The following is a 22,872-nucleotide window of genomic DNA, read 5'->3' on the forward strand; positions in this document are numbered from 1 at the left end:
GAGTGTCGGTACGCGGATCGCGCCGGCCGGAGGGCATGTGGAACGGAAGCGACCTTTGGGGGATTCCATTACTCTCCCCTAACCCTCTGTTAGATGTTAGAACGTTTACGTGACGAAAAGCCGGTACGGAAAACGACGACAAGCGCTACTCGGCGCGGCGGTGCTGGCGACCTGTATGGCCGTCCCTGTGACGACGGGAGCCCTGGCGGCGTCCGCCGAAATCCGGAAGACCGCCGATCGGTGCCTTCGGTCCGGAGGGGACGGATCGTTCGGCGAGGTTTCCGCCTCGACCTGCGAGGAGACGAACACCTTCCCGCTCATCACGCCCCCTTCCGTCACCCTCCCGTCCACCGTCTCCCCGCCCGCGAGCGACGCCTCCCCCTCCGGTCCGACCCCGGCTCCCCGCTCCGCCCCTGAGGTCCGTACCGGGAGCGGAACCACCGCCGGGGCCGAGGTCACCGGGATCGAGGCGCAGGCCAGGATCACCCCCACGGCCTCCTCCTCCGGCGGAACCGATGTCGGCGCCGGCACCGAGGGCGCGTCCGGCGGCCGGTCGGAGGCCGGTTCGAGGGCCGGTTCGAAGGCCGGGGTCAGGGTCGGGGTCAGGGTCGGGGTCAGGGTCGGGGTCGACGTGGGGATCGGAGGCAGGGGCGGGACCGGCGACGGAGACAACGGAGACGAGGGGGAGGCCCGAGACGGGGTTGAGGCCGACGTCGGCGTCGGTGTCGGTGTCGGTGTCGGTGTCGGAGACGAGGCCGACGTCGGCGTGAGGGTCGGAGTCGGAGAGGGAGTGCGGGCCGGAGCCGAGGTCAGGATCGGGGACGGGAGCCCGGCTCCCTGCCGGGACGGGGTGCTGGGCTCGCTGCTCGACCTGTCGGAGCACTGCGGTCCGGTTTCCGGGATCGTGGAGCCCCTTCACTGCCTCGGCGTGATCTCGATACTGCTGGGCTCCGGCTCCGAGTGTCGCGAACCCGACACGTCCGCCACCGGAGAGGCGACACCCAGCCCCGACCCGACCACCCCCGTCCCGGATCCCACCCCCACCCCCACCCCCACGCCCACCCCCTCGCGGACGCCGGAGCCCACGGAGTCGCCCGAGCCGGAGCAGCCGTCGCCGACGCCTCCCACGCCCACGCCTCCCATCCCCACTCCGACGTCGTCATCGCCTCCGGCGACCCCGGATCCTCCCACGCCCACACCACCCGTGGTCCTGCCTCCCACGCCCACGCCACCGGGTCCTCGTCCGCCCACCGGCACGCCGACGGCCGTCGCGGTGCCGAGCCCCACACCGAGTCGGACGCCGAGCCCATCGCGCTCGTCCGTCCCGTCTCCGGCTCCCGTGCCGCCCGCGCCCTTCGCCATGCGCGGACAGCGAATCCTGGACCGCTTCGCGGAGCGACGGCACGGCACCGACCGCAGGCTGGTCATCCTGGTGCTCTTCACCGGCGTGATCTCGGTGACCGCGATCGCCATGCTCAGCCGCAGGTCGCGCAGAGGCAGCCGATAGTACGGATCGCGCGGACGACGACGAGGCCCGGCGAGAACCACCGCCGGGCCACCCGCCGGGCCACCGCCGCGTCCCTTCACCGAGAGCCTCCGTGGCTCCCGCGAGCGGGAGTGCCCGCCGACGACCGCCGGGGATCAGGTGGTCGACCTCGGGCTCGAAACCCGGCCGAGGAAATCCGGCCCGGGAAATCCGGCCCGGACCGGTGCGACCAGAAGTGCGGAGGAGGGGCGGGGTCCGGGCCCCGTGACGGAGCCCGGGGTCGGCTCAGCCCGCCGGGGACGGCGGGAACTGGGCGTCGATCTGGTCGTACTGCTTCTGCACGGCGACGAAGTCCTCGGGGCCGACCGCGCCGACGCCGTGGAACGGGTGGCCGATCAGCATGATGAAGCCGATCCCGACGACGACCACGCTCACCCGGACCAGGTCGCCGACGATCGACGCGCCCGTCGGTCTGGTCCCGGCCGTCCAGGGGAGCACGACGACCAGTAGCCCGGAGATCATCATCGAGATGACGAAGATGCTCTCCAGGCCCGTGTTGGCGTCGTTCGCCCGCACCGAGCGGGCGTGGGCGATCTCGGAGACGTGGCTGACGGCGGTCTGCTGGAGGACCTTGCCCTCCTCGGTCGCGGGCCGGAGCCGGATCACCTCCGCGCGCATGTCCTCGAGCAGTTTCGTGGGGACGGGGGACATCTCGCCCCGGGCCATGAGGGGCCAGTCGAGGGAGACGCTCTTGGCGGAGTAGTCCCGGATCCGGGCCCGCAGCGGCACCGCCTCGGGGATCGGCGCGACCGTCCAGTACATCTCGCTGAGCGTCTCCGTCTCGGCCTGGACGTCGGTCTGCGAGGTCGAGATCGCGTCCCGGCAGAGCACCACGGCGTAGGCCAGGACCAGCAGGTAGACGGCGAGGGCGAGGTTGACGGCGAAGTCGACCGAGGCCGACCCCTGATCCTCTACCTCGCGGCCCTTCCGCCTGAGTACGAGAAGCGCGATCAGCGTGATCGCGACGGCGACTACCACCAGCACGCTTATCCAGCCCATGAGACTCCCTCGGATCGGCCATGAAGATAACTACCGAGGGTAATCTTTTAATTACGCAAATGTCTGCGGTTTCGCCCACAACTCATCCGCGAAGTTCGTGAATCACTCGCGCAGTTCGTGGACCCCCGCGATGAAGTCCCTGGCGATGCCGCGCAGACCCGGCAGATGGGAGAGTCCGACCAGCCGGTCGACCAGCGGCACGATCAGGTCGATGAACCGGTGGGTCCGCCAGCAACCCTCCGAGGCGTCGTGCACCCAGAACAGCACGACCCCCATCGACATGAGCCAGAGCAGTTCGGGAAGCTCGGCCCTGAGCTCGGCGTCCATCCGGTCGGCCGATCCCTCGACCACCTTCCGGTAGAGCGCGATCGAGGACTCCCTCGCGGGCGAGGACTCGGCGCTGAAGGGGCTGAGCGGGTTGCTCGGCTCGGCCGCGTGCTTGAAGAACTTCACCGCGAACTCGTGGTAGGGCTCGGAGACCCGTACCCACTCCCGCAGCACGCCGCCGAGCCGTGGGGCGAAGGAGCTCTCGGCGGCCAGCACCCTCTCGCAGGCGGCCTCGTGTTCGGCCTGTGCCCGGTCGTAGTAGGCCTGGACGAGGACTTCCTTGGAGGCGAAGTAGTAATAGGCGTTACCGACGGACACCCCCGCCTCGGCGGCGATGGCCCGCATCGTGGTGGCTTCGTATCCGCGTTCGCGGAACATCCTCAAAGCCGTCTCCACGATGATTTCGCGAGTCTTGTCTGATCCTCGGCTTCTCTGGGTTGGCTCAGCCACGTTCGTCACTGTACGACCCGTAACACAGTTAGGTCAGCGAGGCGCACGATGATCACCATCACACAGCAAATTTCAGGCCGTCGGAGGGGTCGTGCCTGTTCCGGTGTGGGATTGATCCTTCTTGTGGAAGGGCTCCCGCGACAAGGGATAAAAGATGGGGAAACGTCCCTGTAGACGGAGAGCGACCCGGCTTACGGCGGGAGCACTTCTGGCTCTGCAGATCTCGTTCATCGCGCTGGCCTCGGACGGCAACGCCGTAGCCGACGCCGCGCACTCGCCGGTCGCCGTCATGGTCGTGGACCCGCCCGTGGTGGCCGTGTCCGGACCGGTACGGCACGGCACCGGCGGCGGGGCCTTCAACGGGGGCGTCCTGGAGGCTGCCAGGCTCTACACCAGGGACCTGTACCGGCGGGCCGTCGCACTGCACGAGGCGGGGGCGGCCTACGAGGCGGCGGCACCCGACGAGGCCGTCATGCCCGACGAGCTCGCGATGCCCGACGAGGCCGGGATGCCATACGAGGCTGGGATGTTCTACGAGGCCGGGATGTCCTACGAGGCCGCGATGCCGTACGAGGCCGGCGCCCCGCGGGAGACCTCCGTCCGGCAGCTGGCGGCCGCCCCTCACGAAGCCGCCGCCCCGCGTGAAGCGGCGGCGCCACACGAGGCCAACTCGCTCCGCAAGGCCGCCGCACCGGCCAAGCCCGCGGCCCCGGCCAAGGCCGCAGTTCCAGCCAAGCCCGCAGTTCCAGCCAAGCCCGCGGTTCCAGCCAAAGCCGCGGTTCCGCAGGAGGCAGCCGCACCGGCCAAGGCCGCGGTCTCCGGGAAAGCCGCCGTACCAGCCAAGCCCGCCGCACCGGACAAAGCCGCGGTTTCCGGCAAGGCCGCCGCACCGGCCAAGCCCGCGGTTCCGGACAAGGCCGCGGTTCCGCAGGAGGCAGCCGCGCCGCTCACCGCGCAGGCGCCCGCAGGGGCGGCGCGTCGTCTCCCCTCGGTACGGCTCGGCCACATCGAGGCCGCGCAGCGCCTGAGGCAGGCCGGTCTGAGCTGGAAGTCCTCCGGAGGATGCACCAACCGCAGAATGGGGCGCTGTACCTCTCTGGAGGCCGTCAGGACCGCGACCGTGGCCGATGTGATCGACCTGAAGCGCCGGAGCGGATGCCCCATCGTGATCACCGGGGGCACCGAGGTCGGTCACGCCCCGGGGCCCTACAGCCACCACGAGGGCTACAAGCTGGACATCACGCCCAACCGCTGCATCAGCAACTACATCAAGAAGGAATATCCCTATCTACGGGTACGCGGCGACGGAGCCCCGCTCTACGGGGATTCGGAGGTCGTCTACGCCCGGGAGTCCGACCACTGGGACATCCTCTTCCGCTGACACCCGCGAGTTCCGCCGCCGCCCGCGATCCCGCGAACGGCCTGGAGGTCACGGGTGTTCTCGCGCCCGTTCCGGCCAGCCGCCGTACGGTGACGCTCACCGTACGGCGGCCGGCCGCTCACGCGGGTTCCGCCACGGGCGGCGGACCGGCCCGGCCGGAGATCCGCGACAGCCACGCGTCCTCCGGCCGTGACGTGCACGATCCGCACGACCCGAAGGGGTGACTAGGCGAACTCGGCCGCGACCAGTTCGGCGATCTCCGCCGCGTTCAGGGCGGCGCCCTTGCGGAGGTTGTCGCCGCAGACGAACAGGTCGAGGGTGTTCGGGAAGTCGAGCGCCTGGCGGATCCGGCCCACGTAGGTGGGGTCGGTGCCGACGACGTCCGCGGGGGTCGGGAAGACGCCGTTGGCCGGGTCGTCCATGACGACCACGGTCGGGGCGGCCTCCAGGATCCGGTGCGCGTCGGCGACGGTGATCTCGCGCTCGAAGGTCGCGTGCACGGCCAGCGAGTGGGTCGTGATCACCGGAACGCGGACGCAGGTCGCCGAGACCTTCAGGTCGTCGATCCCGAGGATCTTCCTGGACTCGTTGCGGAGCTTGATCTCCTCGGAGGCCCAGCCGCCGTCCTTGAGCGAGCCCGCCCACGGCACGACGTTGAACGCGATCGGCGCCGGGAAGGGAGACTCCTCCTCGCCCAGCTTGTTCTGCAGGACCTTGCGCACGTCACCGGCGGTCTGCCCGACCGTCCGGTCACCGGCGAGCGCCTCGATCTCGTCGTAGAGGCGGGCGCTGCCCGCCACGCCGGCGCCGGAGACCGCCTGGTAGGAGGAGACGACCAGCTCGCGCAGGCCGTACTCCTCGTGGAGGGCGCCCATCGCGGCCATCATCGACAGCGTGGTGCAGTTGGGGGTGGAGATGACGCCCAGCGGGCGGTTGCGCGCCGCCTGCGGGTTGACCTCCGGAACGACCAGCGGGACCTCGGGGTTCATCCGGAAGGTGCCCGACTTGTCGATGGCGACGGCCCCGCGCTCGGCGGCGATCGGCACCCACACCGCGGAAACCTCGTCCGGCACGTCGAAGATCGCGATGTCGACGCCGTCGAAGACCTCGGCGGTCAGTTCCTGCACGACCAGGTCCTCTCCGCGGACCCGCAGGACCTTGCCCGCGGACCGGGCGGACGCGACAAGCTTGATGTCGCCGTAGATGTCCTCCCGGGTGGAGATGATGTCGCGCATGACGGTGCCCACGGCGCCGGTCGCGCCGATCAGAGCGAGATTGGGCTTGCGGCTCATCGGCCGGTACCTCCGTAGATCACAGCTTCAACCTGGTCGGCGTCGAGGTTGAACGCGCGGTGCGCGGCGCTGACCGCCGAGTCCACCTCGTCCTGCCCGACGATCACCGAGATGCGGATCTCCGAGGTGGAGATCATCTCGATGTTCACCCCCGCGTCGGCGAGGGCGGCGAAGAACGTCGCGGTGACGCCGGGGTGCGAGCGCATGCCCGCGCCGATCAGCGACACCTTTCCGATCTGGTCGTCGAACAGCAGCGTCTCGAAGCCGATGTGCTGCTGGATCTTCTTCAGTGCGGTGAGTGCCGTGGAGCCGTCGCTCGCGGGCAGCGTGAAGGAGATGTCCGTCCGACCGGTCGCCGCCGCCGACACGTTCTGCACGATCATGTCGATGTTGACTTCGGCGTCGGCCAGCGTTTTGAAGATCGTGGCAGCCTCGCCGACCTTGTCGGGCACCCCGACAACGGTGATCTTGGCCTCGCTCCGGTCGTGCGCGACGCCGGAGATGATCGGCTGCTCCATCTGCGTTCCTTCACTGTCGGGGTCGGAGGTGACCCACGTGCCTTCCTTGGTGCTGAACGAACTTCTGACGTGGATCGGCAGGTCGAAACGGCGGGCGTACTCGACGCAGCGCAGGTGCAGGATCTTGGCACCGCAGGCCGCCATCTCCATCATCTCCTCGTAGGAGATCCTGGGGATCTTACGGGCGACCGGGACGATGCGCGGATCCGCGGTGAAGACGCCGTCCACGTCGGTGTAGATCTCGCACACGTCGGCGTTCAGGGCGGCGGCGAGCGCCACGGCGGTCGTGTCGGAACCGCCCCGGCCGAGCGTGGTGATGTCCTTGGTGTCCTGGGAGACGCCCTGAAACCCCGCCACGATCGCCACCTGACCGGCGTCGAGGGCCCCGCGGATCCGGCCGGGCGTCACGTCGATGATGCGGGCGCGGCCGTGCGAGGAGTCGGTGATCACACCGGCCTGGGAGCCGGTGAACGAGCGCGCCTCCTGGCCCAGGTTCGCGATCGCCATCGCCAGCAGCGCCATCGAGATGCGCTCACCGGAGGTGAGGAGCATGTCGAGCTCACGGCCCGGCGGCAGCGGCGAGACCTGCTGGGCGAGGTCCAGCAGCTCGTCGGTGGTGTCGCCCATCGCCGAGACGATCACCACGACGTCGTTGCCGGCTTTTTTCGTCGTGACGATTCGCTGGGCGACCCGCTTGATGCAGGACGCGTCGGCGACGGACGAACCACCGTATTTCTGAACAACGAGCGCCACGAGATGTCTCCGAAGCAATCTAGGGCTGTGGAGTTCTCAGTCTACTGGCGCACCGGCAAGGCACTCCGGGTATGGCCCAGTATGTGGACAATCACACTGTTGTGCGCTCTTCTGCCACGTCCAGCCGTGTGTGGGCGACAAGTGCCTGAAGGGCACGCATGGCCGCTCCCGCGTGGTTGCCCCAGGTGTTGAAGTAGGAGTACTGCCACCACCACAGCGCCTCCAGGGGACGGCCCGCCTGGTAGTGCCGGAGCCCGTGCAGAAGGTCGGCCGCCACCGCGGTCAGGTCGTCGGAGAGGCGGTACGGCGTGACCGAGGTGTCCTTGTAGGGATCGAAGACCTCGGCGTAGTCGTCCACCGGGCCCAGCCGCTCGGCCAGGGCCGTACGGACGGCGTCGACGTCCGGGTCCTCGCTCAGGTGGGGCTCCCAGTTGCCCGACAGGATCACGTCCTGGCTGGCTCCCAGCTGCGCTCCGGCCGAACTGACCTGCGCGACCTCCACCAGCAGCAACGGCAGGATGGCGTCACCGCCCTCGCCACTCGCCAGCCTGGTCAGGCCGTCGATGTAGTTCTCCGCGTGCTCGGCGACACGTTCCGCCAGAGCACCCCATGCGTCAGACATCCAGCAGCCTCCTTCCCTCGAACGCGCGGCCCAGAGTGACCTCGTCGGCGTATTCGAGGTCACCGCCCACGGGCAGACCGCTGGCCAGTCGCGTGACTCTCAGCCCCATCGGCTTCACCAGACGGGCGAGATAGGTCGCCGTCGCCTCCCCCTCCAGGTTGGGGTCGGTGGCGAGGATCAGCTCGGTGACCTGCCCGTCGGCCAGACGCGTCATCAGCTCGCGGATGCGCAGGTCGTCGGGGCCCACCCCGTCGATCGGGCTGATCGCCCCGCCGAGCACGTGGTAGCGGCCACGGAACTCGCGGGTCTTCTCGATCGCCACGACGTCCTTGGACTCCTCGACGACGCAGATCACGTGGGGATCGCGCCGGACGTCACGGCAGATCCGGCACTCCTCCTCAGCGGCGACGTTCCCGCAGATCCGGCAGAAACGAACCTTGTCCTTGACCTCGAGCAGCGCGTGGGCGAGCCGTTTCACGTCGGCGGGCTCGGCGGCCAGCAGGTGGAAGGCGATCCGCTGCGCGCTCTTCGGACCGACGCCGGGCAGCATCCCCAGCTCGTCGATCAGGTTCTGGACGACCCCCTCGTACATGGCTTCAGAATCCGGGCAGCTGGCCGAGGCCGCTCCCGCCTCCCAGTCCCTGTGCGAGCGGGCCGAGCTTCTCCTGCTGGAGGTCGGAGGCCGCGCGGACCGCGTCCCTGATCGCCGCGATGACCAGATCGGCGATGGTGTCGGCCGTTTCCTGGGGGTCACCGGGCTCGACGACCTCGGGACTGATCCTCAGTTCGAGCAGTTCGCCGCCGCCGTTGACCGTGGCGACGACCAGGCCGCCGCCCGCCGAGCCCTCGACCTGGGCGTCGTTCAACTCCTGCTGGGCGCTCACAAGCTGCTGCTGCATGAGCTGTGCCTGTTCCAGCAACTGCTGCAGGTTGACATCCCCTGGGTTCACCGTCGTGTGCTCCTCGTCCGTGACGTCAGTCGTCACGAGCCTACGGGGTCCGGGGCGGGTGTTGCACTGGCGCATGCCCGTGTTCCCCCGCGACCCCGGCGACCGGCCCCGTCCGCCGGACACCCCCGCGTCCCGCCGGAGACTCCTCACGCGCCGGTACGGCGAGCGGCGTCGCGGAGCGAACCGGCGCCGACGAAGCACGCGAGACCCGGCGAACACGGCGAAAACGGCGGACGCCCGGCGAACACAACGGCGGCGGAACGGGGTCCCGCCGCCCGGTCCGTCAGGTGTGGTCGATCTCACCGATGATCTGACCGCCCAGCTCACGCTGGATGAGGGCCATGCCGCTGAGCGCGTCGACGTCGGCGTCGGCGTCGTTCAACGGGTCGACCTCGTCGGCGTCCTGGGCGGGGGCGCGCCCCGGCACGGCGTCGGGCCAGGCGGACCTGCCGCCTCCGGCCTTCGGCCCCGCCTGGGCTGCGGCCTTGGCCGCCGAACGCGCGGCGGCGAGACCGGGGCTCGGCGAGGGAGGCGAGCCGGGGTCGTCGGGCAGCGGCGCGTCGGGCCAGGACTCGTCGGTCGCGGGCGGAGCCTGACGGACGGGGGCGGGCGGAGCCTGACGGACGGGGGCGGGTTGCGCCTCCTGGACGACCGGGGACGCCGGAGCGGCGGGAGCCGGGCCGGGCCCGGGGGCCTGTTCCTGGCGCGGCGGAGCGACAGGCCTGGGCGGTGCGGCGGGGGGACGGGCGCCACCGGACGGCGCCGGTCCGCCGCCGACGACGGCCTCGACCTTCCAGGTGCCGCCCAGCACATCCTGCAGCGCCGCCGCGACCACCACGTCCTTGCCGCCGCCGACGAAGTTGCGCATCGCGCCCACCTGGGCGAACCCGAGCGTGAGGATCTTGCCCTCGACACCCGAGACCTGGGCGTTGGTGTTGACGTTCGCCCAGACGACGATGCTGCGCTGCTTGAGCACCCCGAGCACCTGCGGCCACGCCTGCAGGACGGCGCCCACCTCGGATCCGGAGCCCGACGCTGCCACCGGGGCGCCGTAGGCCGGGGCGGCCTGCTGCGCGCCCTGCTGTGGGTACTGCTGGGCCCGCGGCTGCGGTTCGGCGGCCGGGGCGCCCGGCCTGGCGGGAGCGGGCCAGTCGTCGTCCTGGGAGCCCGAGCGGGCGGCGGAGGCCGTACCGGTGGCCGGGGGCCCGGACTGAGCCGCCTGGGAGACCGGCGCCGCGGAGACCACGGAAACGGGAGGGGAGGAGACGGCCGGAGGCTGCGGGGCGGCGGGAGGCTGAGCCGCGACGGGCACGGGAACGGGCACGACGGCGGGAACGGCGGCCGAGGCGGGGAACGCCGCGACGCCGCCCTTCTCCAGCCGCTCCAGCCTGGCCAGCAGCGACGCCTCACCCTGGGCGACCCCGGGAAGCAGCGTCCTGGCGCACATCAGCTCCAGCAGCAGCCTCGGCGAGGCCGCGCCGCGCATCTCGGTCAGGCCCGCGTTGAAGATCTCCGCGGCGCGGGTCAGCTCCGCCGGCCCCATCGAGGCCGCCTGTCCCTGGAGCCGTTCCAGCTCGTCGCCGGGCCGGTCGAGCAGACCGCTGGTCGCCGCCTCCGGCACGTTGGCCAGGATCACCAGGTCCCGGAAGCGCTCCAGCAGGTCCATCGCGAAACGGCGGGGGTCGTGGCCTCCCTCGACCACCCGGTTCACGGCCTGGAAGACCTTCCCGCCGTCACGGGAGGCGAAGGCGGAGACCATGTCGTCGAGCAGGTCCCCGTCGGTGTATCCCAGCAGGGAGACCGCGCGCGCGTAGGTGATGCCCGCCTCGTCGGACCCGGCGAACAGCTGGTCGAGGATCGACAGCGAGTCCCGGGCCGATCCCGCGCCCGCCCTGACGACCAGCGGCAGCGCGGCCGGCTCGAACGGGACGTTCTCCGAGGTGAGGATCTCCTCCATGAGCGTGCGCAGCGCCGTGGGCGGGATCAGCCGGAACGGGTAGTGGTGGGTCCGGGACTTGATCGTCCCGATGACCTTCTCCGGCTCGGTGGTCGCGAAGACGAACTTCAGGTGCGGCGGGGGCTCCTCGACGAGCTTGAGCAGCGCGTTGAACCCCTCGCGGGTCACCATGTGCGCCTCGTCGATGATGTAGATCTTGAAGCGTGAGGAGACGGGCGCGAAGAAGGCCCGCTCGCGCAGGTCCCGGGCGTCGTCCACACCACCGTGCGACGCGGCGTCGATCTCGATGACGTCGAGGTGCCCGGGCCCGGTGGGGGCCAGCGCCACGCAGGACTCGCACTCTCCGCAGGGATCGGGGGTGGGCCCCTTCTCGCAGTTCAGCGAACGGGCCAGGATGCGGGCGCTGGAGGTTTTGCCGCACCCCCTGGGACCGCTGAACAGATAGGCGTGGTTGATCCGGCCGCTTCGCAGCGCCTGCCGCAGCGGCTCGGTGACGTGCTCCTGCCCCTTGACCTCGGCGAAGGTCCCGGGCCGGTACTTGCGGTACAGCGCAAGACTCATGCGACGATCCCACCTGCGAGGGAGCCTGAAACGAAGAGACCCCTCGCACACCCGCCAGAGCCTGTTTATCCTTGCTGCCTTCCGGCCCTGGGGAGGTTCACAGGATGACGCCGCGCGAGGGGTCCGGGCACAGTCTAGCCTCTGATCCGAGTGCTCGGGGGCGCGAACCCGGGTCGCGAATAAGTGGTCAACGCACTGCTGAAAGTTCGGTAAGCTTCTCCACGGAGGATTCGCCTAGTTGGCCTAGGGCGCACGCTTGGAAAGCGTGTTGGGGGCAACCCCTCAGGAGTTCGAATCTCCTATCCTCCGCGCTTGGTTGAGCAGCAAAGACGAAGGGCCCGGACCTATCCAGCCGGGCCCTTCGTGCTGTCCGGCCTCGTTTTTCATTTCAAACCGGGCCTTTCCGCGTCTCGCCCCGATCCGTGGGGCGATCAGTCACCGGAGCTCCTGCCGAGCGTCACGGTCGTCGTGGTGGTGGAGCCGTCGGGGTGCAGGAGTTCCACCTTGGCCTGGTCGCCCGGCCGGCAGGTGGCGAGTACCCGGTTCAGGTCCTGTGCGGTCAGGGTCGGGGTGTCGTCGACCGAGACGATCACGCTGCCGGGCTCGATGGCCGCTCGCGCCGGTTCGTCGCCCTCGGCCGCCCGTACGACGCCGACGCCCGCCGGGGCGCCCCGGCGGTCGACCACGGTCCGTGCCGTGACGCCGAGGGTGGCCCGGCCGGTGTCGGTGACCTCTCCGTGCTCGATGAGCCGGCGGGCGACGGCGGTGGCGGTGTTGGACGGGATCGCGAAGCCGATGCCGGGAAGCGCGCTGCCGGTCCGGACGTCGACGACGTCGGCGACCAGGACGCCGACGACCTCGCCGTCCAGGTCGACCAGGGCTCCGCCGCTGTTGCCCGGGTTGATCGCGGCGGAGGTCTGGATGAGTCCGGTGGCCGCGTGCCCGGAGGTCTGGCCCTTCTCCGGCAGGAAGGAGATGGTGCGGTTCAGCCCGGAGACGATGCCGTCCGTCACGCTGCCCGACAGGCCCAGGGGGTTGCCCATGGCCAGCACGATCTGACCGATGGACAGCTGGTCGGAGTCGCCGAAGGCGGCGGGGACGAGGCCCGCCGGATCGTCCATCTTGATCACGGCCACGTCCTGGGGCCTGTAGGCGCCGACCAGCCTGGCGGTCCGGACGGCGCCGCCCGTGGCCAGCATGACCTCGAACTCCGTGGCGTCGCCGACCACGTGGGCGTTGGTCACGATGTGACCGGCGCCGTCGTAGACGATGCCCGAGCCCTCGACGACCGTCTTCGCCCCCTGTTGCGAGACGATCTGCACGATCGACGGGAGCACCCGGGCGATGTCCCTGCGGTAGTCGGTCTCCAGGGTCACCGCGCTCCTTCGCGCGGGGACGGCGGAGCCGGGGGCGGGATCGGGGGTCTTCTCGCCGGGCGACTGCGGGCCCCCGCCCAGGAGTCCGCCGACGAACAGTATCGCCACGTAGAGAAGTCGACTTGTTACCGTATGCGTTTCCCCCATGCAGGGGTATTTGCCCTATTTAGGGCGAAAAGCAGTAAGCGAAGGGACATGTTTCGCGCAAGCCGACGTGCCCGAGCTCCGCGACACAGGGGGTCGCGACATCCCAGGTGAACACCGCCTGCGGCGCCGCCGACGCCTCCATCGGGCCGTTCTACTGCCCGGCCGACCGGCGGGTCTACCTCGATCTGAGCTTCTTCGGCGAACTCCGGAGCAGGTTCGGCGCCCAGGGGGGACCGTTCGCCCAGGCGTACGTCATCGGGCACGAGTACGGTCACCACGTGCAGAACCGGCACCGACGCCAGGGCCCAAGGAGACCGGCAGGGGCCGCGGAGCGGCTCGGTGAGGCTGGAACTGCAGGCCGACTGTTACTCCGGTGTGTGGGCCAAGAACGCCTACGAGACGGGCCTGTTCGACAAGCCCTTCAGCAGGCAGGACATCGAGGAGGCACTGAGCGCCGCCTCCGCCGTCGGCGACGACAGCATCCAGAAACGCACCCAGGGGCGGGTCAACCCGGACGGTTTCCCCCATGGCACGTCGGCGCAGCGTGTCAAATGGTTCACCACCGGTTATGAGAGCGGCGACCCGGCAAGGTGCGACACGTTCGCCGGAGGCGTCTGAACGGTGTCTGACCTGGTATGGAGGTGACCGGGCAGGCAAAGAATCCGAATCTCTCATAAACTACGTACTGTGATCTTCAAGCTGGTCGGCGATGGACGGCCCTACCCCGAGCACGGCCTCTCGCACCGCGATTGGGCGCAGATACCTCCGCGACAGGTCCGGCTCGACACGTTGATCACCACGAAAGCGGTGCTCGACCTGCACTCCCTGCTCGCCAAGGACTCCACGTTCTACGGCGACCTGTTCCCGCACGTGGTCCAGTGGCGCGGTGATCTCTACCTCGAGGACGGCCTGCACCGCGCACTGCGCTCGGCCCTGCACCAGCGCTCCATCCTGCACGCCCGGGTCCTGGAACTGCCCTCCGAGAACTCGCCGCAGGGGAGCCCGGAGGGCGCCTGAGGCCACCTGACGGCGCTGAGGGCGAAGGGGGCACCCAGGGCCGCGCCTGAAGGCGGCGAACGGGGTGTGGAACGACGAAGAGGGCCCGGCCGAAGGCGGAGAGAGCCGACGAAGGCGGATAGAGCCCGGCCGAACAGCCGTGAAACGGCGAAGGGCTCCCGGTGAACCGGGAGCCCTTCGCTGGTGGCGGTGGAGGTGGGATTTGAACCCACGGATAGGTTGCCCCATCACACGCTTTCGAGGCGTGCGCCCTCGGCCACTAGGCGACTCCACCGCGGAGCAGCTTACCGGATATCCGCTATTGCTCGCGCATCCGGCGAACGGCGAAGAACTCGGTGAGAGCGTCGGCGCACTCCTCGGCCAGCACGCCGGCGACGACCTCGGGCCGGTGGTTGAGGCGGCGGTCCCTGATCACGTCCCACAGTGAGCCCGCGGCGCCGCCCTTGGGATCCGCGGCGCCGTAGACGACGCGGTCGACCCTGGCCAGCACCGACGCCCCCGCGCACATCGTGCAGGGTTCCAGGGTGACCACCAGCGTGCACCCGCTCAGCCGCCACTCGCCCCTGGCGTGCGCGGCCTCCCGCAGGGCGAGGACCTCGGCGTGCGCGGTGGGGTCGCTCAGCGACTCGCGGTCGTTTCCCGCACGGGCCAGCACCGATCCGTCCGGGGCCAGGACGACCGCGCCCACCGGCACCTCACCCCTGGCTCCCGCCTCGGCGGCCTGTGCCAGGGCGAGCCGCATCGCGGGGGCGTAGATCGCGAGAGCGTGATCCGTCACCGCAGCCGGTCGAGCTCATCGGCGAAGGCCAGCCGTTCGGCGATCACCGAGAGCGTGTCGGCGGGGAGCGCTCCCTCCTCCATGCTGAGCTCGACGAGCTCCTCCGGGCTCAGGCCCAGGTCGCTCAGCAGCTCGAAGTCGCCCGCGGGCCGTACGCCCAGGTCAGGGGTCTCCCGGTCGGGGGCGACCCCGGCCAGCTCGCTGAAGAGCTCACCGAGGCCGTCGGTCAGGCCCGCCTGGGCGTCGGACAGGAAGGCGCGGGGCTCCTGGTCACCCTGATAGCGAACGATCGCGAACCACTCGTCCTCCACCTCGACGCACAGCAGGGCCAGTTCGTCGCCGTTGAGCCCGAGATGCTCCTGGACGGCGTCGCCCAGGTCGTCGGCGATCTCGGCGGCGCTGAGATCGACCTCCGCTCCGTTCCATCCGTCCGCGGTGCGGACGAAGGCTGCCGAGAACACGCTGTTACCGGATGGTCTGGAGGACATGGCCGATCTCCCGGGGTCAGCCGAACAACGAGTCGATGGCGCGTTCGAATGGCTCGGAGAACCCCAGCCGCGCGGCGATGCTGGAGAGCACGTCCTCGGGGAGCAGGTCGATGTCCCCCGAGAGGATGCCCAGCTCCATCTCGTCGAGTCCCAGGTCCGCGAAGATGGACAGGTCCCCGGCGGGGAGCGCCGTCTCCTCGTCCTGGAGGATCGCGTCGAGCTCGTCCTCGTCCGGCACCGGCACATCGAGGTACTCCAGCGCCTGCTGCGCGAGCGGGAAGTCCCAGGACGCGGCGATGTCGGAGAGGAAGACCTCCACATGCTCACCAAACACCCGTAGCGCCACGAAGAACTCATCCCCCACGGCGACCAGGCCAATCGTCGCGCTCTCACTCGGCTGCTGGCGCAGAGCGTGGATCAAGCCCTGGAGATCGGAGGTGAGCGCCACCGGAAGCATGTCGGCTTCCCAGCGGTCGTCCTCGCGATAGACCACGATGGCAAAGTCCAGTGGATCTTCGTCTGACATGGCCATCCCTACCCGTGCGTTCTCTTCGGATGTCAATGTTTTCAGACGCGCCCCACCCGCGTACGCTTCCGGGGCCAAATTGTGATCCAAATCCGGGTGAGCAGGTGATGTCACGCAGGTGCCCGCCCGCTGTCGCCTGAGCGGCCGTTCAGGATAGCGTTGACGCCCATGGAGACCCTGGTCGTCGAGCACCCGCTCGTGGCGCACAAACTGACCGCACTGCGGGACGCGAACACGGACTCGCCCACCTTCCGGCGGCTGGCGGACGAACTGGTGACGCTGCTCGCCTACGAGGCGACCCGTCACGTCCGCGTGACCGAGCTGACGGTCAAGACCCCGGTGGCGCCGGCGCGGGGCGTACGGCTGGCGCAGCCGTACCCGCTGGTGGTCCCCATCCTCCGCGCGGGCCTCGGCATGCTGGAGGGCATGACCCGGCTGCTGCCGACGGCCGAGGTCGGCTTCCTCGGGATGATCCGCAACGAGACCACGCTCAAGGCGGAGACCTACGCGACCCGGCTGCCCGACGACCTGTCCGGCCGTCAGGTATACGTGGTCGACCCGATGCTCGCCACGGGCGGCACCCTGTCCGCGGCGGTCCGGTTCCTCTTCGACCGCGGCGCCGACGACGTGACCGTGCTGTGTTTGCTGGCCGCCCCCGAGGGCATCGCGCACATGGACGAGGTCTTCGCCGGCAGTAACAGGCCGATCCGCCTGGTGACCGCCGCCCTCGACGAGAGGCTAAACGAGCACGGCTACATCGTCCCCGGGCTCGGGGACGCGGGCGACCGCCTGTACGGCGTCGTCTGAGCAAAGCTTCCCGCCCCTCCCGGGTGAAAAGGAGTTGTTCCGACACTTCCTTGTTACACAGTGTGGTTATGTGGGTACAAGGAGTAGCGAGAACATCTCTTCTGTGTTCCCGGCCCCGAAGGCCGCGGACGCACACCAGGGAGAAGCATGAGCGAGCGAAGCATCCCGGACCCGGAGCCGGACCCCTACGAGCACGTCAGTGCCGCGTTGCGGGACGAGTTCTCCGAGGTTCATCCGGCGGCCACGGTGACCCGCTGCATCCAGGCGGCGCACTACGGCGCGCTGGAGGTGACCGGCCAGGCACACCCGGGGCTGGTCGAACGGATCGCGCGCAAGCACCTGGAGGTCCTCGCGCTGGTCGCGAGCGAACGCGGGTGACGGAAGTCACACCGGCTCGATCAGGCCCTTGTGGAAGGCCCTGAGCCCGGTGTGCCAATGCGCTTTACCTCGCGAACGGCATGGGTAATGTATACGGCGGGTGCAGTGGGTGAGTGGTCGCAGGAGGCCGCAGTGCAGGTCAAGAAAGTTCTGACGTACAGCGCCATCGCATTTGTGGCGTTTTACCTGTTCACAAGACCAGGAGACGCAGCGAACACAGTTAGGGGCGCCATGGACACAATGTTCAACGCGGCCAATTCCTTGGCCCAATTCGTTTCCCATCTCTCATGAGGCTGGTGACCCACGGGGACTCAGCTCCCGCGTCGGTCAACCGCTACCTACTCCCCCACGAGCACCAGGTAATCATGGTACGGCGTCACCCGGCCGTACTGCTCCGCCCCGTCGCCGAGGTCTTCGGCGGCCTGATCATCGCCGGACTGCTGAGCAGGTGGTTCGGCGAGCAAGGCGGGGGCGGAGCCCTCGTCGTCGTCTGGTGGGCTTGGCTCCTGCTGTTGATCCGCTTCGTGTGGAAAGTGGCGGAGTGGTCGGTCGACTACTTTGTGGTCACCTCCAAGCGCATGTTGCTCACGACGGGCCTCATCACGCGCAAGGTCGACATGATGCCTCTCGGCAAGGTGACCGACATGAGCTTCCAGCGCTCACTGCTCGGCCGCATGCTGGGATACGGAGAGTTCGTCCTGGAGTCGGCCGGTCAGGATCAGGCCCTGTCGAGGGTCAACTACATCCCCTATCCGGAGACCTTGTACCTCGAGGTCTGTCAGATGCTCTTCCCCGGCGGCAACGATTCGGATGATTAGTGCCCCTATGTCCCTTATGACATAGGGGCCGGGAGAGTCCGCAGGTGGATTCTCTTCACGTGGGGTTACCGTTTCGACTGCTTCGTGCAATCATGGCGGGAACATTGACCATCCCCCGCCCTGAGAGATCAGATGCCGAGTCAGGGAACCATCGGTGACCGCGTCCGCGGACTGCGGCTGAGTAGGCGCATGTCTCAGGCCCAGCTGGCAGGGCCTGACCTCTCCGACAGTTATGTCTCCCTCATCGAGTCCGGCAAGCGCACGCCGACCCCCGTGGTCGCGCGCCTCCTCGCCGAACGGCTGGGGTGCACTACCGAGTTCTTGCTACACGGGATCGAGCCGCGCCAGCGCATCGACACCGAACTCGGCCTGCGTCACGCGGAGCTGGAGCTGCAACACGGCGACCCGTCGGTCGCCGCCGAGCGGTTCGGCGAGATCGTCAAGGTCGCCGGCGAGGAGAACGCCATGCTGGCCGCGCACGCGCGGCTGGGGCGGGCTCGCGCCCTGGAGGCCCAGGGCAGGATCGGGCAGGCGGTCGAGGCGTTCGAGCGGCTCCGCCGCGAGGCGGCCGCCCACCCGGAACGGCTGGCCGACCTGCCGCTGACAGTGGCGCTGAGCCGCTGTTACCAGCGCGCGGGCGACACGCTGCGTGCGCACGACCTCGCCGCCTACGCCCTCACCCAGGTCAACCACCTGGCCCTGGCCCAGGGTGAGATCGCCGTCGAGCTGGCAGCCTCTCTCGTGGCGACCGAGGCTGCCAGGCCTCAGTCACCGGGGCTGTCCTACGTCAGGCACATCCTGGCGGTCAACGGCGTCCCCTCGGTGGTGAACCGCACCGCCGAGATCCACTCCCTCTGGCAGGCGAGCGTCGCCGCGGCGGAGGGCGAGGACTCCGCCCTGGCCGTCCGGCTGGCCGACGACGCGATCGCGACGGGCCGCCCGGCCCGGATGGCGTTCCGGCTCGCCGGCATCGCTCTGGAGTGGGCGAGACTCACCGTCGCGCTCGGCACCGCCTCGTTCGAGGAGCTCTACGACCTGGCGTCCGCCGCGAGCGGGGTCTTCGCCGGGTTCCCCGAGAAGGCCGCCGAGTACGCCGCGAGCCTCGTCGTGCTCGCCCGTCTCCAGCTCGTTCACAACAACCCCGACGGTGCGGCGAACCTCGCCACATCCGCCCTCGACACCCTGGGCCGCACCGGGGCCGTCGCCGCCAACGCGCACCTCGTGCTCGCCCAGGCCTCGCTCGTGCGCGGGGACGGCGAGGCGATGTCCCGGCTGAACACCGCGAAGGGCTCTCTTGACGCTCTGCGTTCGGAGCGGTCCAATCCCGACCGGGAGGTCGCACGCGCCTGGCGTGAACTGGGCGACCTCTATGGGAGGGGCGGCGTGAGCGAGGAGCAGACAAACGCGTATCGTAGGGCACTTGAGGCAGCAGGAGTCCGCGATGTGATGGTGGGAATGACAGTCGATTCCACGCTGGTTCGATAAAGCAATCCGCCTCCCCCGGGCATCCCGGATTTGTTTTTCTGCCTCCGGAATAACTAGGGTCTACCAGTCATTGACTCATAGGATGATTGGTTTCTCCGGAGGAGGCGGACTGTGAGTCTGCGTACGGCGCAGCGGGCGTCTCTCGTCGACCAGGTGATCGATCAGCTCAAAGAGCAGATCACATCGAGCTCCTGGCCGATGCACGCGAAGATCCCCACCGAGACCGTGCTCGCCGAGCAACTGGGGGTCGGACGCAACACCGTGCGTGAGGCGGTAAGGGCCCTCACTCACGCCGGACTACTGGAGTGCCGCCAGGGCGACGGCACCTACGTCCGCGCCACGAGCGAGTTGTCGGGCGCCATGCTGCGGCGGCTGCGCGCCGCCGAGCAGCTCGAGATCCTCGAGGTACGGCGCGCCCTGGAGGTGGAGGCGGCCCGGCTGGCCGCGACGAGGCGTACCGACGCCGACATCGTCCTGATCGAGGCCGCCCTGGCCGAGCGGGAGCGGGCCTGGGAGCTCGGCGAGCCCACCGCCTTCGTCGAGGCGGACCTCGCCTTCCACGTCGCCGTGGTCCAGGCCACCCACAACCTGGTCCTGATCGACCTCTACGAGGACTTCTCAGCCGCGCTGCGGGCCAGCATCACCGCGGCGGGCACCTCGCTCAACAGCACCTACATCCCGCACGAGGCCATCGCCCACGCCATCGCGGCCGGCGACGCGGCCGCCGCCGAGCGCGCGGGCCACGCGTGCATGGAGCACATCCTGATCGCCCTGACCGACGCCCAGGAGCTCACCAGCTAACCGCGTCACCCCGATCCGTCACGAAGGCCCCTGGCCGCCCCTCGGCGCCGCGTCAGAGGCCTTCGTATTCTCCGGGTTCCCGCGCCCTCACCCGGTCGGTGCGACAAGCGGATACCCCGCCCCCGTCAGCGCCGACACCGGCGTCGACCCCAGGTCGCGGGACAAGATCAACGCCGTTCGGAGCTCACGACGCGTTCCTTGCCGGCTCCCATGCACCCGAAGACCTGGACGAACGGCTTCACCGCACCCGCTGAGCAGAACAGCGACATCCGTCGGGAAAATGATCTACTGTACGACCTCACCACCCTGAGAACTTCCTGAAAAGGACACACCCTCCATGAGGCGATGGGTTGCTTTGGCGGCCGCCGTACTGATCGCGTCCGTGCCGGTCACCGCCGTTCCCGCAGCCGCGCAGACCACTCCGCCCGACCCGGTAGGAGCGCTCAAACGGCAGTTCCGGCCCGAAAACGGCGTTCAGATCGCCGAAATCATGCGCTCGACCGTCAACGACAAGGTGTGGGCCAGAATCCGGGCCAACGGCAGGCTGCAGTTCGGCCCTTCCGGTCTTGTCGCCTCCGACGGCACCTGGCAGACCGTTCCGGCACCGAGGGCGCAAGAGCACGAGGGCGACGGGTCGTCGTCCGAGGAGTCGCTGCGGATCGACTTCACCATCGTCGGGAAGAACGCCTATGTCTCCGGCCTCTCGGAGGTCCCCCGAGACAAGTCCTGGGTACGGCTGGAGACCACGAAGAAGCGCGGGTACAGCCCCGCGCGCTTCAGCACGCAGACGCTCAAGGTGTTCGACCCGGCCGTCCTGAAGGTCGTGCTGAAGGAGTCAAAGGGCAGGCCCGTCTCTGGCGGCTTCCTCTATCGGGGCACCATGAGCTATGCCGAGCTGTACAGGGCGGCCAAGAACGTCTACGCCTCCGAGTTTCGTGGCCTGTCTCCGAGCGAACTCCGCGAGCACAAGGTCACCTGGCGGTTGTGGACCGACGGCACGGGGCTTCCCACCCGCCTGATGACCACCGATGTCTGGAACGGCAAGAGCCTCCTCATGGTCGACCAGGTCGACACCCGCTACACCGACTGGGGATCACACGTGCTCGTCGTCGCCCCGCCCGCCGACCAGGTCATCGACGAAAAAGACCTGCGCGCCGAACTCCCCGACCTGTCCGATCCCAAGGAGCTGATCAACACACCGGCCGCTCCCTGACGGGACGGCGGACTCGCCGACGGCGTCTTCCCGTGAAGAACGGGTTTTCGCCGTCGGCTCCGCCGGTCAGGAGGCAGGCCCGGGGGACACTCTCAGGCGGCCAGGCGCTGAGACATCTCAGGCCAGGCGCAGGGACATCACGAGGTAGCGGAAGGCGGGATCGGCGTCGCCGGGGACCTCGGTGACGAGAGCGGGACGGCTGGGGGACTGCATGTTGAGCCGGACGAACTCCGTCTCCACCCCCGCCAGGCCGTCCAGCAGGAACTGCGACTGGAAGGCGATCTGGATGTCGTCGCCGGACAGCTCGGCGTCCACGACCTCGGTGCCGCGGCCGATGTCGCCGCCGCCCGCCTGGATGAGCACCTGCCCGTCGCCGAACGAGAGCCGGATCGCCGTGTTGCGCTCGGCGACCAGCGCCACCCGCTTGATCGCGTCGATGAACGGCGCGACCCGCACGTCCGCCCGGATCGGCCAGTCGTCGGTCAGCCGCGAGCGGTAGTCGATGAACTGCTCGTCGAGCAGGCGGACCGTGGTGGCGCGGCCGACGCTCTCGAACCCGGCGACCCCGTCGCCCAGCGCCACCGACACCTCGCCGCCGCGCAGTGACTTGGCCACCTCGACGAGCACCCGGGCCGGCACCATGGCGGCGGCCGTGACGTCCGGCTGCTCGGGACGCCAGCCGAACTCCCGGGCCGCGATGCGGTAGCGGTCGGTGGCGGCCATGGTCACGGTCTCGCCCGCGATGTCGACGCGGACACCGGTCAGCATGGGGAGCGTCTCGTCGCGGCTGGAGGCGGGGGCCACCTGGCCGACCGCGCTCGCGAAGACCCCGCCCCCGACCGCGCCGACCTTCGGCGGCATGGCCGGGAGCGTCGGGAAGTCCTCCACCGGCATGGTGAGCAGGCCGAACTCGGCGCTGCCGCAGGTCAGCACCGCCTCGGAGCCGTCGGTGACGATCTCGACCGGCTCGGCGGGCAGGCTGCGGGTGATCTCGGCGAGGATCCGGCCCGGGATCAGCACCCTGCCCGGCTCGGCCACGTCGGCCTCGACCGTGGCACGGGCGGACACGTCGTAGTCGAACGCCGACAGCACCAGATCGTCTCCACCGGCCTCCAGCAACAGGCCGGAGAGCACGGGAACGGCCGGACGGTTCGGCAGCGCCCGCGCGGTCCAGGCCACGGCGTCGGCCAGGACATCACGGTTAACCCGGAACTTCACCTGATCATCCCTTCGTCCCGACGGCACCACCACGCGGCGGCCGTACTCCGGAGAACGGTAGCCGGTGTTACCGACAGAACCCTCTCCTACCGACATATCACTCAGTTGGTCAAGGCTCACTCTCCGTTTTGGGACAACCGGTCATCTCTTGTGACATGCCCCATTAGAAGATCCAGAGGATCCCCGACGGCATGCCCCTCACCCGCCACCGCGACGACCACGCACCTCCACCGTGCTCGACACCATCAAGACCCGCCCCTCCACCGTGTCCCGTGGCCCCCAAGGCTCGCCTCTCCACCACGTTCCGTGGTGGTCGTTCAAGGCGCCGGTACGGCGAGCAGTGACACCGACCCGACCGGCGCCAATGAACGGCGCGATCCTGGTGAACTGTTCCGGTTCGAGCACCGGGAGGAACCGTAAAGAGGGCGGCAGAGGGTGACGCGGGCGGGTCGGGTAACGACTCC

General features: G+C 69.4%; 23 protein-coding genes, 2 tRNA genes, 1 other RNA gene and 1 pseudogene. 12 read left to right on the top strand and 15 right to left on the bottom strand.

Going from position 1 to position 22,872, the window contains the following annotated elements; translation table 11 throughout:
* Positions 1-187: 187 nt before the first annotated feature.
* Positions 188-1,507 carry a hypothetical protein gene (locus AB0N02_RS26625; protein WP_363951743.1) on the top strand — a complete coding sequence of 440 codons (1,320 nt, stop codon included), beginning with the start codon at positions 188-190 and terminating at the stop codon, positions 1,505-1,507.
* Between the two features lie 264 nt (positions 1,508-1,771).
* Here AB0N02_RS26625 and AB0N02_RS26630 read toward each other — a convergent pair whose 3' ends face one another.
* A complete protein-coding gene (locus AB0N02_RS26630; RefSeq protein ID WP_363951746.1) occupies positions 1,772-2,545 on the bottom strand; it encodes a hypothetical protein in 774 nt (257 codons plus the stop codon).
* 102 nt (positions 2,546-2,647) lie between these two features.
* Positions 2,648-3,331, bottom strand: a complete 684-nt coding sequence (locus tag AB0N02_RS26635) for a TetR family transcriptional regulator (protein WP_363951749.1) — start codon at positions 3,329-3,331, stop codon at positions 2,648-2,650.
* Between the two features lie 145 nt (positions 3,332-3,476).
* On the opposite strand from AB0N02_RS26635, the gene AB0N02_RS26640 reads away from it, so the two are divergent.
* Positions 3,477-4,703, top strand: a complete 1,227-nt coding sequence (locus AB0N02_RS26640; protein WP_363951752.1) for a hypothetical protein — start codon at positions 3,477-3,479, stop codon at positions 4,701-4,703.
* Between the two features lie 224 nt (positions 4,704-4,927).
* Here AB0N02_RS26640 and AB0N02_RS26645 read toward each other — a convergent pair whose 3' ends face one another.
* From AB0N02_RS26645 to ffs, 7 genes are all read right to left on the bottom strand, one after another.
* Positions 4,928-5,995: an aspartate-semialdehyde dehydrogenase gene (locus AB0N02_RS26645; RefSeq protein ID WP_363951755.1), complete on the bottom strand. Its 1,068-nt coding sequence runs from the start codon at positions 5,993-5,995 to the stop codon at positions 4,928-4,930.
* Positions 5,992-7,266 carry an aspartate kinase gene (locus tag AB0N02_RS26650; RefSeq protein WP_363951758.1) on the bottom strand — a complete coding sequence of 425 codons (1,275 nt, stop codon included), beginning with the start codon at positions 7,264-7,266 and terminating at the stop codon, positions 5,992-5,994. The genes AB0N02_RS26645 and AB0N02_RS26650 overlap by 4 nt, the downstream gene beginning before the upstream one ends.
* Before the next feature lie 91 nt (positions 7,267-7,357).
* A complete protein-coding gene (locus AB0N02_RS26655) occupies positions 7,358-7,888 on the bottom strand; it encodes a DUF5063 domain-containing protein (protein ID WP_363951761.1) in 531 nt (176 codons plus the stop codon).
* A complete protein-coding gene (recR, locus tag AB0N02_RS26660; protein ID WP_363951764.1) occupies positions 7,881-8,480 on the bottom strand; it encodes a recombination mediator RecR in 600 nt (199 codons plus the stop codon). Before recR ends, AB0N02_RS26655 begins: the two co-directional genes overlap by 8 nt.
* A gap of 4 nt (positions 8,481-8,484) precedes the next feature.
* The gene (locus AB0N02_RS26665; RefSeq protein WP_363952159.1) at positions 8,485-8,838 is read right to left on the bottom strand and encodes a YbaB/EbfC family nucleoid-associated protein; all 354 of its coding nucleotides are present in this window, start codon (positions 8,836-8,838) and stop codon (positions 8,485-8,487) included.
* Between the two features lie 283 nt (positions 8,839-9,121).
* Positions 9,122-11,356: a DNA polymerase III subunit gamma and tau gene (locus tag AB0N02_RS26670; protein WP_363951767.1), complete on the bottom strand. Its 2,235-nt coding sequence runs from the start codon at positions 11,354-11,356 to the stop codon at positions 9,122-9,124.
* A 31-nt stretch (positions 11,357-11,387) separates the two neighbouring features.
* Positions 11,388-11,483: signal recognition particle sRNA small type (gene ffs / locus AB0N02_RS26675), an RNA gene on the bottom strand.
* Positions 11,484-11,579: 96 nt separating this feature from the next.
* Here ffs and AB0N02_RS26680 point away from each other — a divergent pair.
* Positions 11,580-11,665: transfer RNA gene (locus tag AB0N02_RS26680), tRNA-Ser, on the top strand.
* A gap of 122 nt (positions 11,666-11,787) precedes the next feature.
* On the opposite strand, the gene AB0N02_RS26685 is transcribed toward AB0N02_RS26680, so the two are convergent.
* The gene (locus AB0N02_RS26685) at positions 11,788-12,840 is read right to left on the bottom strand and encodes a trypsin-like peptidase domain-containing protein (RefSeq protein ID WP_363951770.1); all 1,053 of its coding nucleotides are present in this window, start codon (positions 12,838-12,840) and stop codon (positions 11,788-11,790) included.
* 146 nt (positions 12,841-12,986) lie between these two features.
* Here AB0N02_RS26685 and AB0N02_RS26690 point away from each other — a divergent pair.
* The 3 genes and pseudogenes from AB0N02_RS26690 to AB0N02_RS26700 all read left to right on the top strand — a co-directional run.
* A pseudogene (locus tag AB0N02_RS26690) lies at positions 12,987-13,109 on the top strand (neutral zinc metallopeptidase); the annotation flags it as partial.
* 109 nt (positions 13,110-13,218) lie between these two features.
* Positions 13,219-13,497, top strand: coding sequence for a neutral zinc metallopeptidase (locus AB0N02_RS26695; RefSeq protein ID WP_363951773.1), 279 nt, complete (start codon positions 13,219-13,221; stop codon positions 13,495-13,497).
* A 69-nt stretch (positions 13,498-13,566) separates the two neighbouring features.
* A complete protein-coding gene (locus tag AB0N02_RS26700) occupies positions 13,567-13,896 on the top strand; it encodes a type II toxin-antitoxin system VapB family antitoxin (RefSeq protein ID WP_363951775.1) in 330 nt (109 codons plus the stop codon).
* A gap of 184 nt (positions 13,897-14,080) precedes the next feature.
* On the opposite strand, the gene AB0N02_RS26705 is transcribed toward AB0N02_RS26700, so the two are convergent.
* The 4 genes from AB0N02_RS26705 to AB0N02_RS26720 all read right to left on the bottom strand — a co-directional run bounded on the left by AB0N02_RS26705 (position 14,081) and on the right by AB0N02_RS26720 (position 15,688).
* A tRNA-Ser gene (locus AB0N02_RS26705) sits at positions 14,081-14,170 on the bottom strand.
* Positions 14,171-14,194: 24 nt separating this feature from the next.
* On the bottom strand, positions 14,195-14,638 hold the full coding sequence (gene tadA / locus AB0N02_RS26710; RefSeq protein WP_363952161.1) for a tRNA adenosine(34) deaminase TadA: 444 nt from the start codon (positions 14,636-14,638) through the stop codon (positions 14,195-14,197).
* Between the two features lie 32 nt (positions 14,639-14,670).
* Positions 14,671-15,135, bottom strand: coding sequence for a tRNA adenosine deaminase-associated protein (locus AB0N02_RS26715; protein ID WP_363951777.1), 465 nt, complete (start codon positions 15,133-15,135; stop codon positions 14,671-14,673).
* A 43-nt stretch (positions 15,136-15,178) separates the two neighbouring features.
* Positions 15,179-15,688 carry a tRNA adenosine deaminase-associated protein gene (locus tag AB0N02_RS26720; protein ID WP_363951779.1) on the bottom strand — a complete coding sequence of 170 codons (510 nt, stop codon included), beginning with the start codon at positions 15,686-15,688 and terminating at the stop codon, positions 15,179-15,181.
* A gap of 168 nt (positions 15,689-15,856) precedes the next feature.
* On the opposite strand from AB0N02_RS26720, the gene upp reads away from it, so the two are divergent.
* The 6 genes from upp (at position 15,857) to AB0N02_RS26750 (ending at position 21,190) form a co-directional block, all read left to right on the top strand.
* Entirely contained in the window at positions 15,857-16,495 is a 639-nt protein-coding gene (gene upp / locus AB0N02_RS26725) for a uracil phosphoribosyltransferase (RefSeq protein WP_363951782.1), read from the top strand.
* Positions 16,496-16,642: 147 nt separating this feature from the next.
* Positions 16,643-16,873, top strand: a complete 231-nt coding sequence (locus AB0N02_RS26730; RefSeq protein ID WP_363951784.1) for a hypothetical protein — start codon at positions 16,643-16,645, stop codon at positions 16,871-16,873.
* 287 nt (positions 16,874-17,160) lie between these two features.
* Entirely contained in the window at positions 17,161-17,691 is a 531-nt protein-coding gene (locus AB0N02_RS26735) for a PH domain-containing protein (protein WP_363951787.1), read from the top strand.
* Between the two features lie 132 nt (positions 17,692-17,823).
* The gene (locus AB0N02_RS26740) at positions 17,824-19,176 is read left to right on the top strand and encodes a helix-turn-helix transcriptional regulator (RefSeq protein ID WP_363951790.1); all 1,353 of its coding nucleotides are present in this window, start codon (positions 17,824-17,826) and stop codon (positions 19,174-19,176) included.
* 111 nt (positions 19,177-19,287) lie between these two features.
* Entirely contained in the window at positions 19,288-19,977 is a 690-nt protein-coding gene (locus tag AB0N02_RS26745) for a FadR/GntR family transcriptional regulator (RefSeq protein ID WP_363951792.1), read from the top strand.
* 337 nt (positions 19,978-20,314) lie between these two features.
* Entirely contained in the window at positions 20,315-21,190 is an 876-nt protein-coding gene (locus tag AB0N02_RS26750) for a hypothetical protein (RefSeq protein ID WP_363951794.1), read from the top strand.
* Positions 21,191-21,307: 117 nt separating this feature from the next.
* On the opposite strand, the gene dnaN is transcribed toward AB0N02_RS26750, so the two are convergent.
* On the bottom strand, positions 21,308-22,408 hold the full coding sequence (gene dnaN, locus AB0N02_RS26755) for a DNA polymerase III subunit beta (protein ID WP_363951797.1): 1,101 nt from the start codon (positions 22,406-22,408) through the stop codon (positions 21,308-21,310).
* Between the last annotated feature and the right edge of the window lie 464 nt (positions 22,409-22,872).

Origin of the sequence: Streptosporangium sp. NPDC051022 (assembly GCF_040683035.1) — a bacterium.
Lineage (GTDB): Bacteria > Actinomycetota > Actinomycetes > Streptosporangiales > Streptosporangiaceae > Streptosporangium.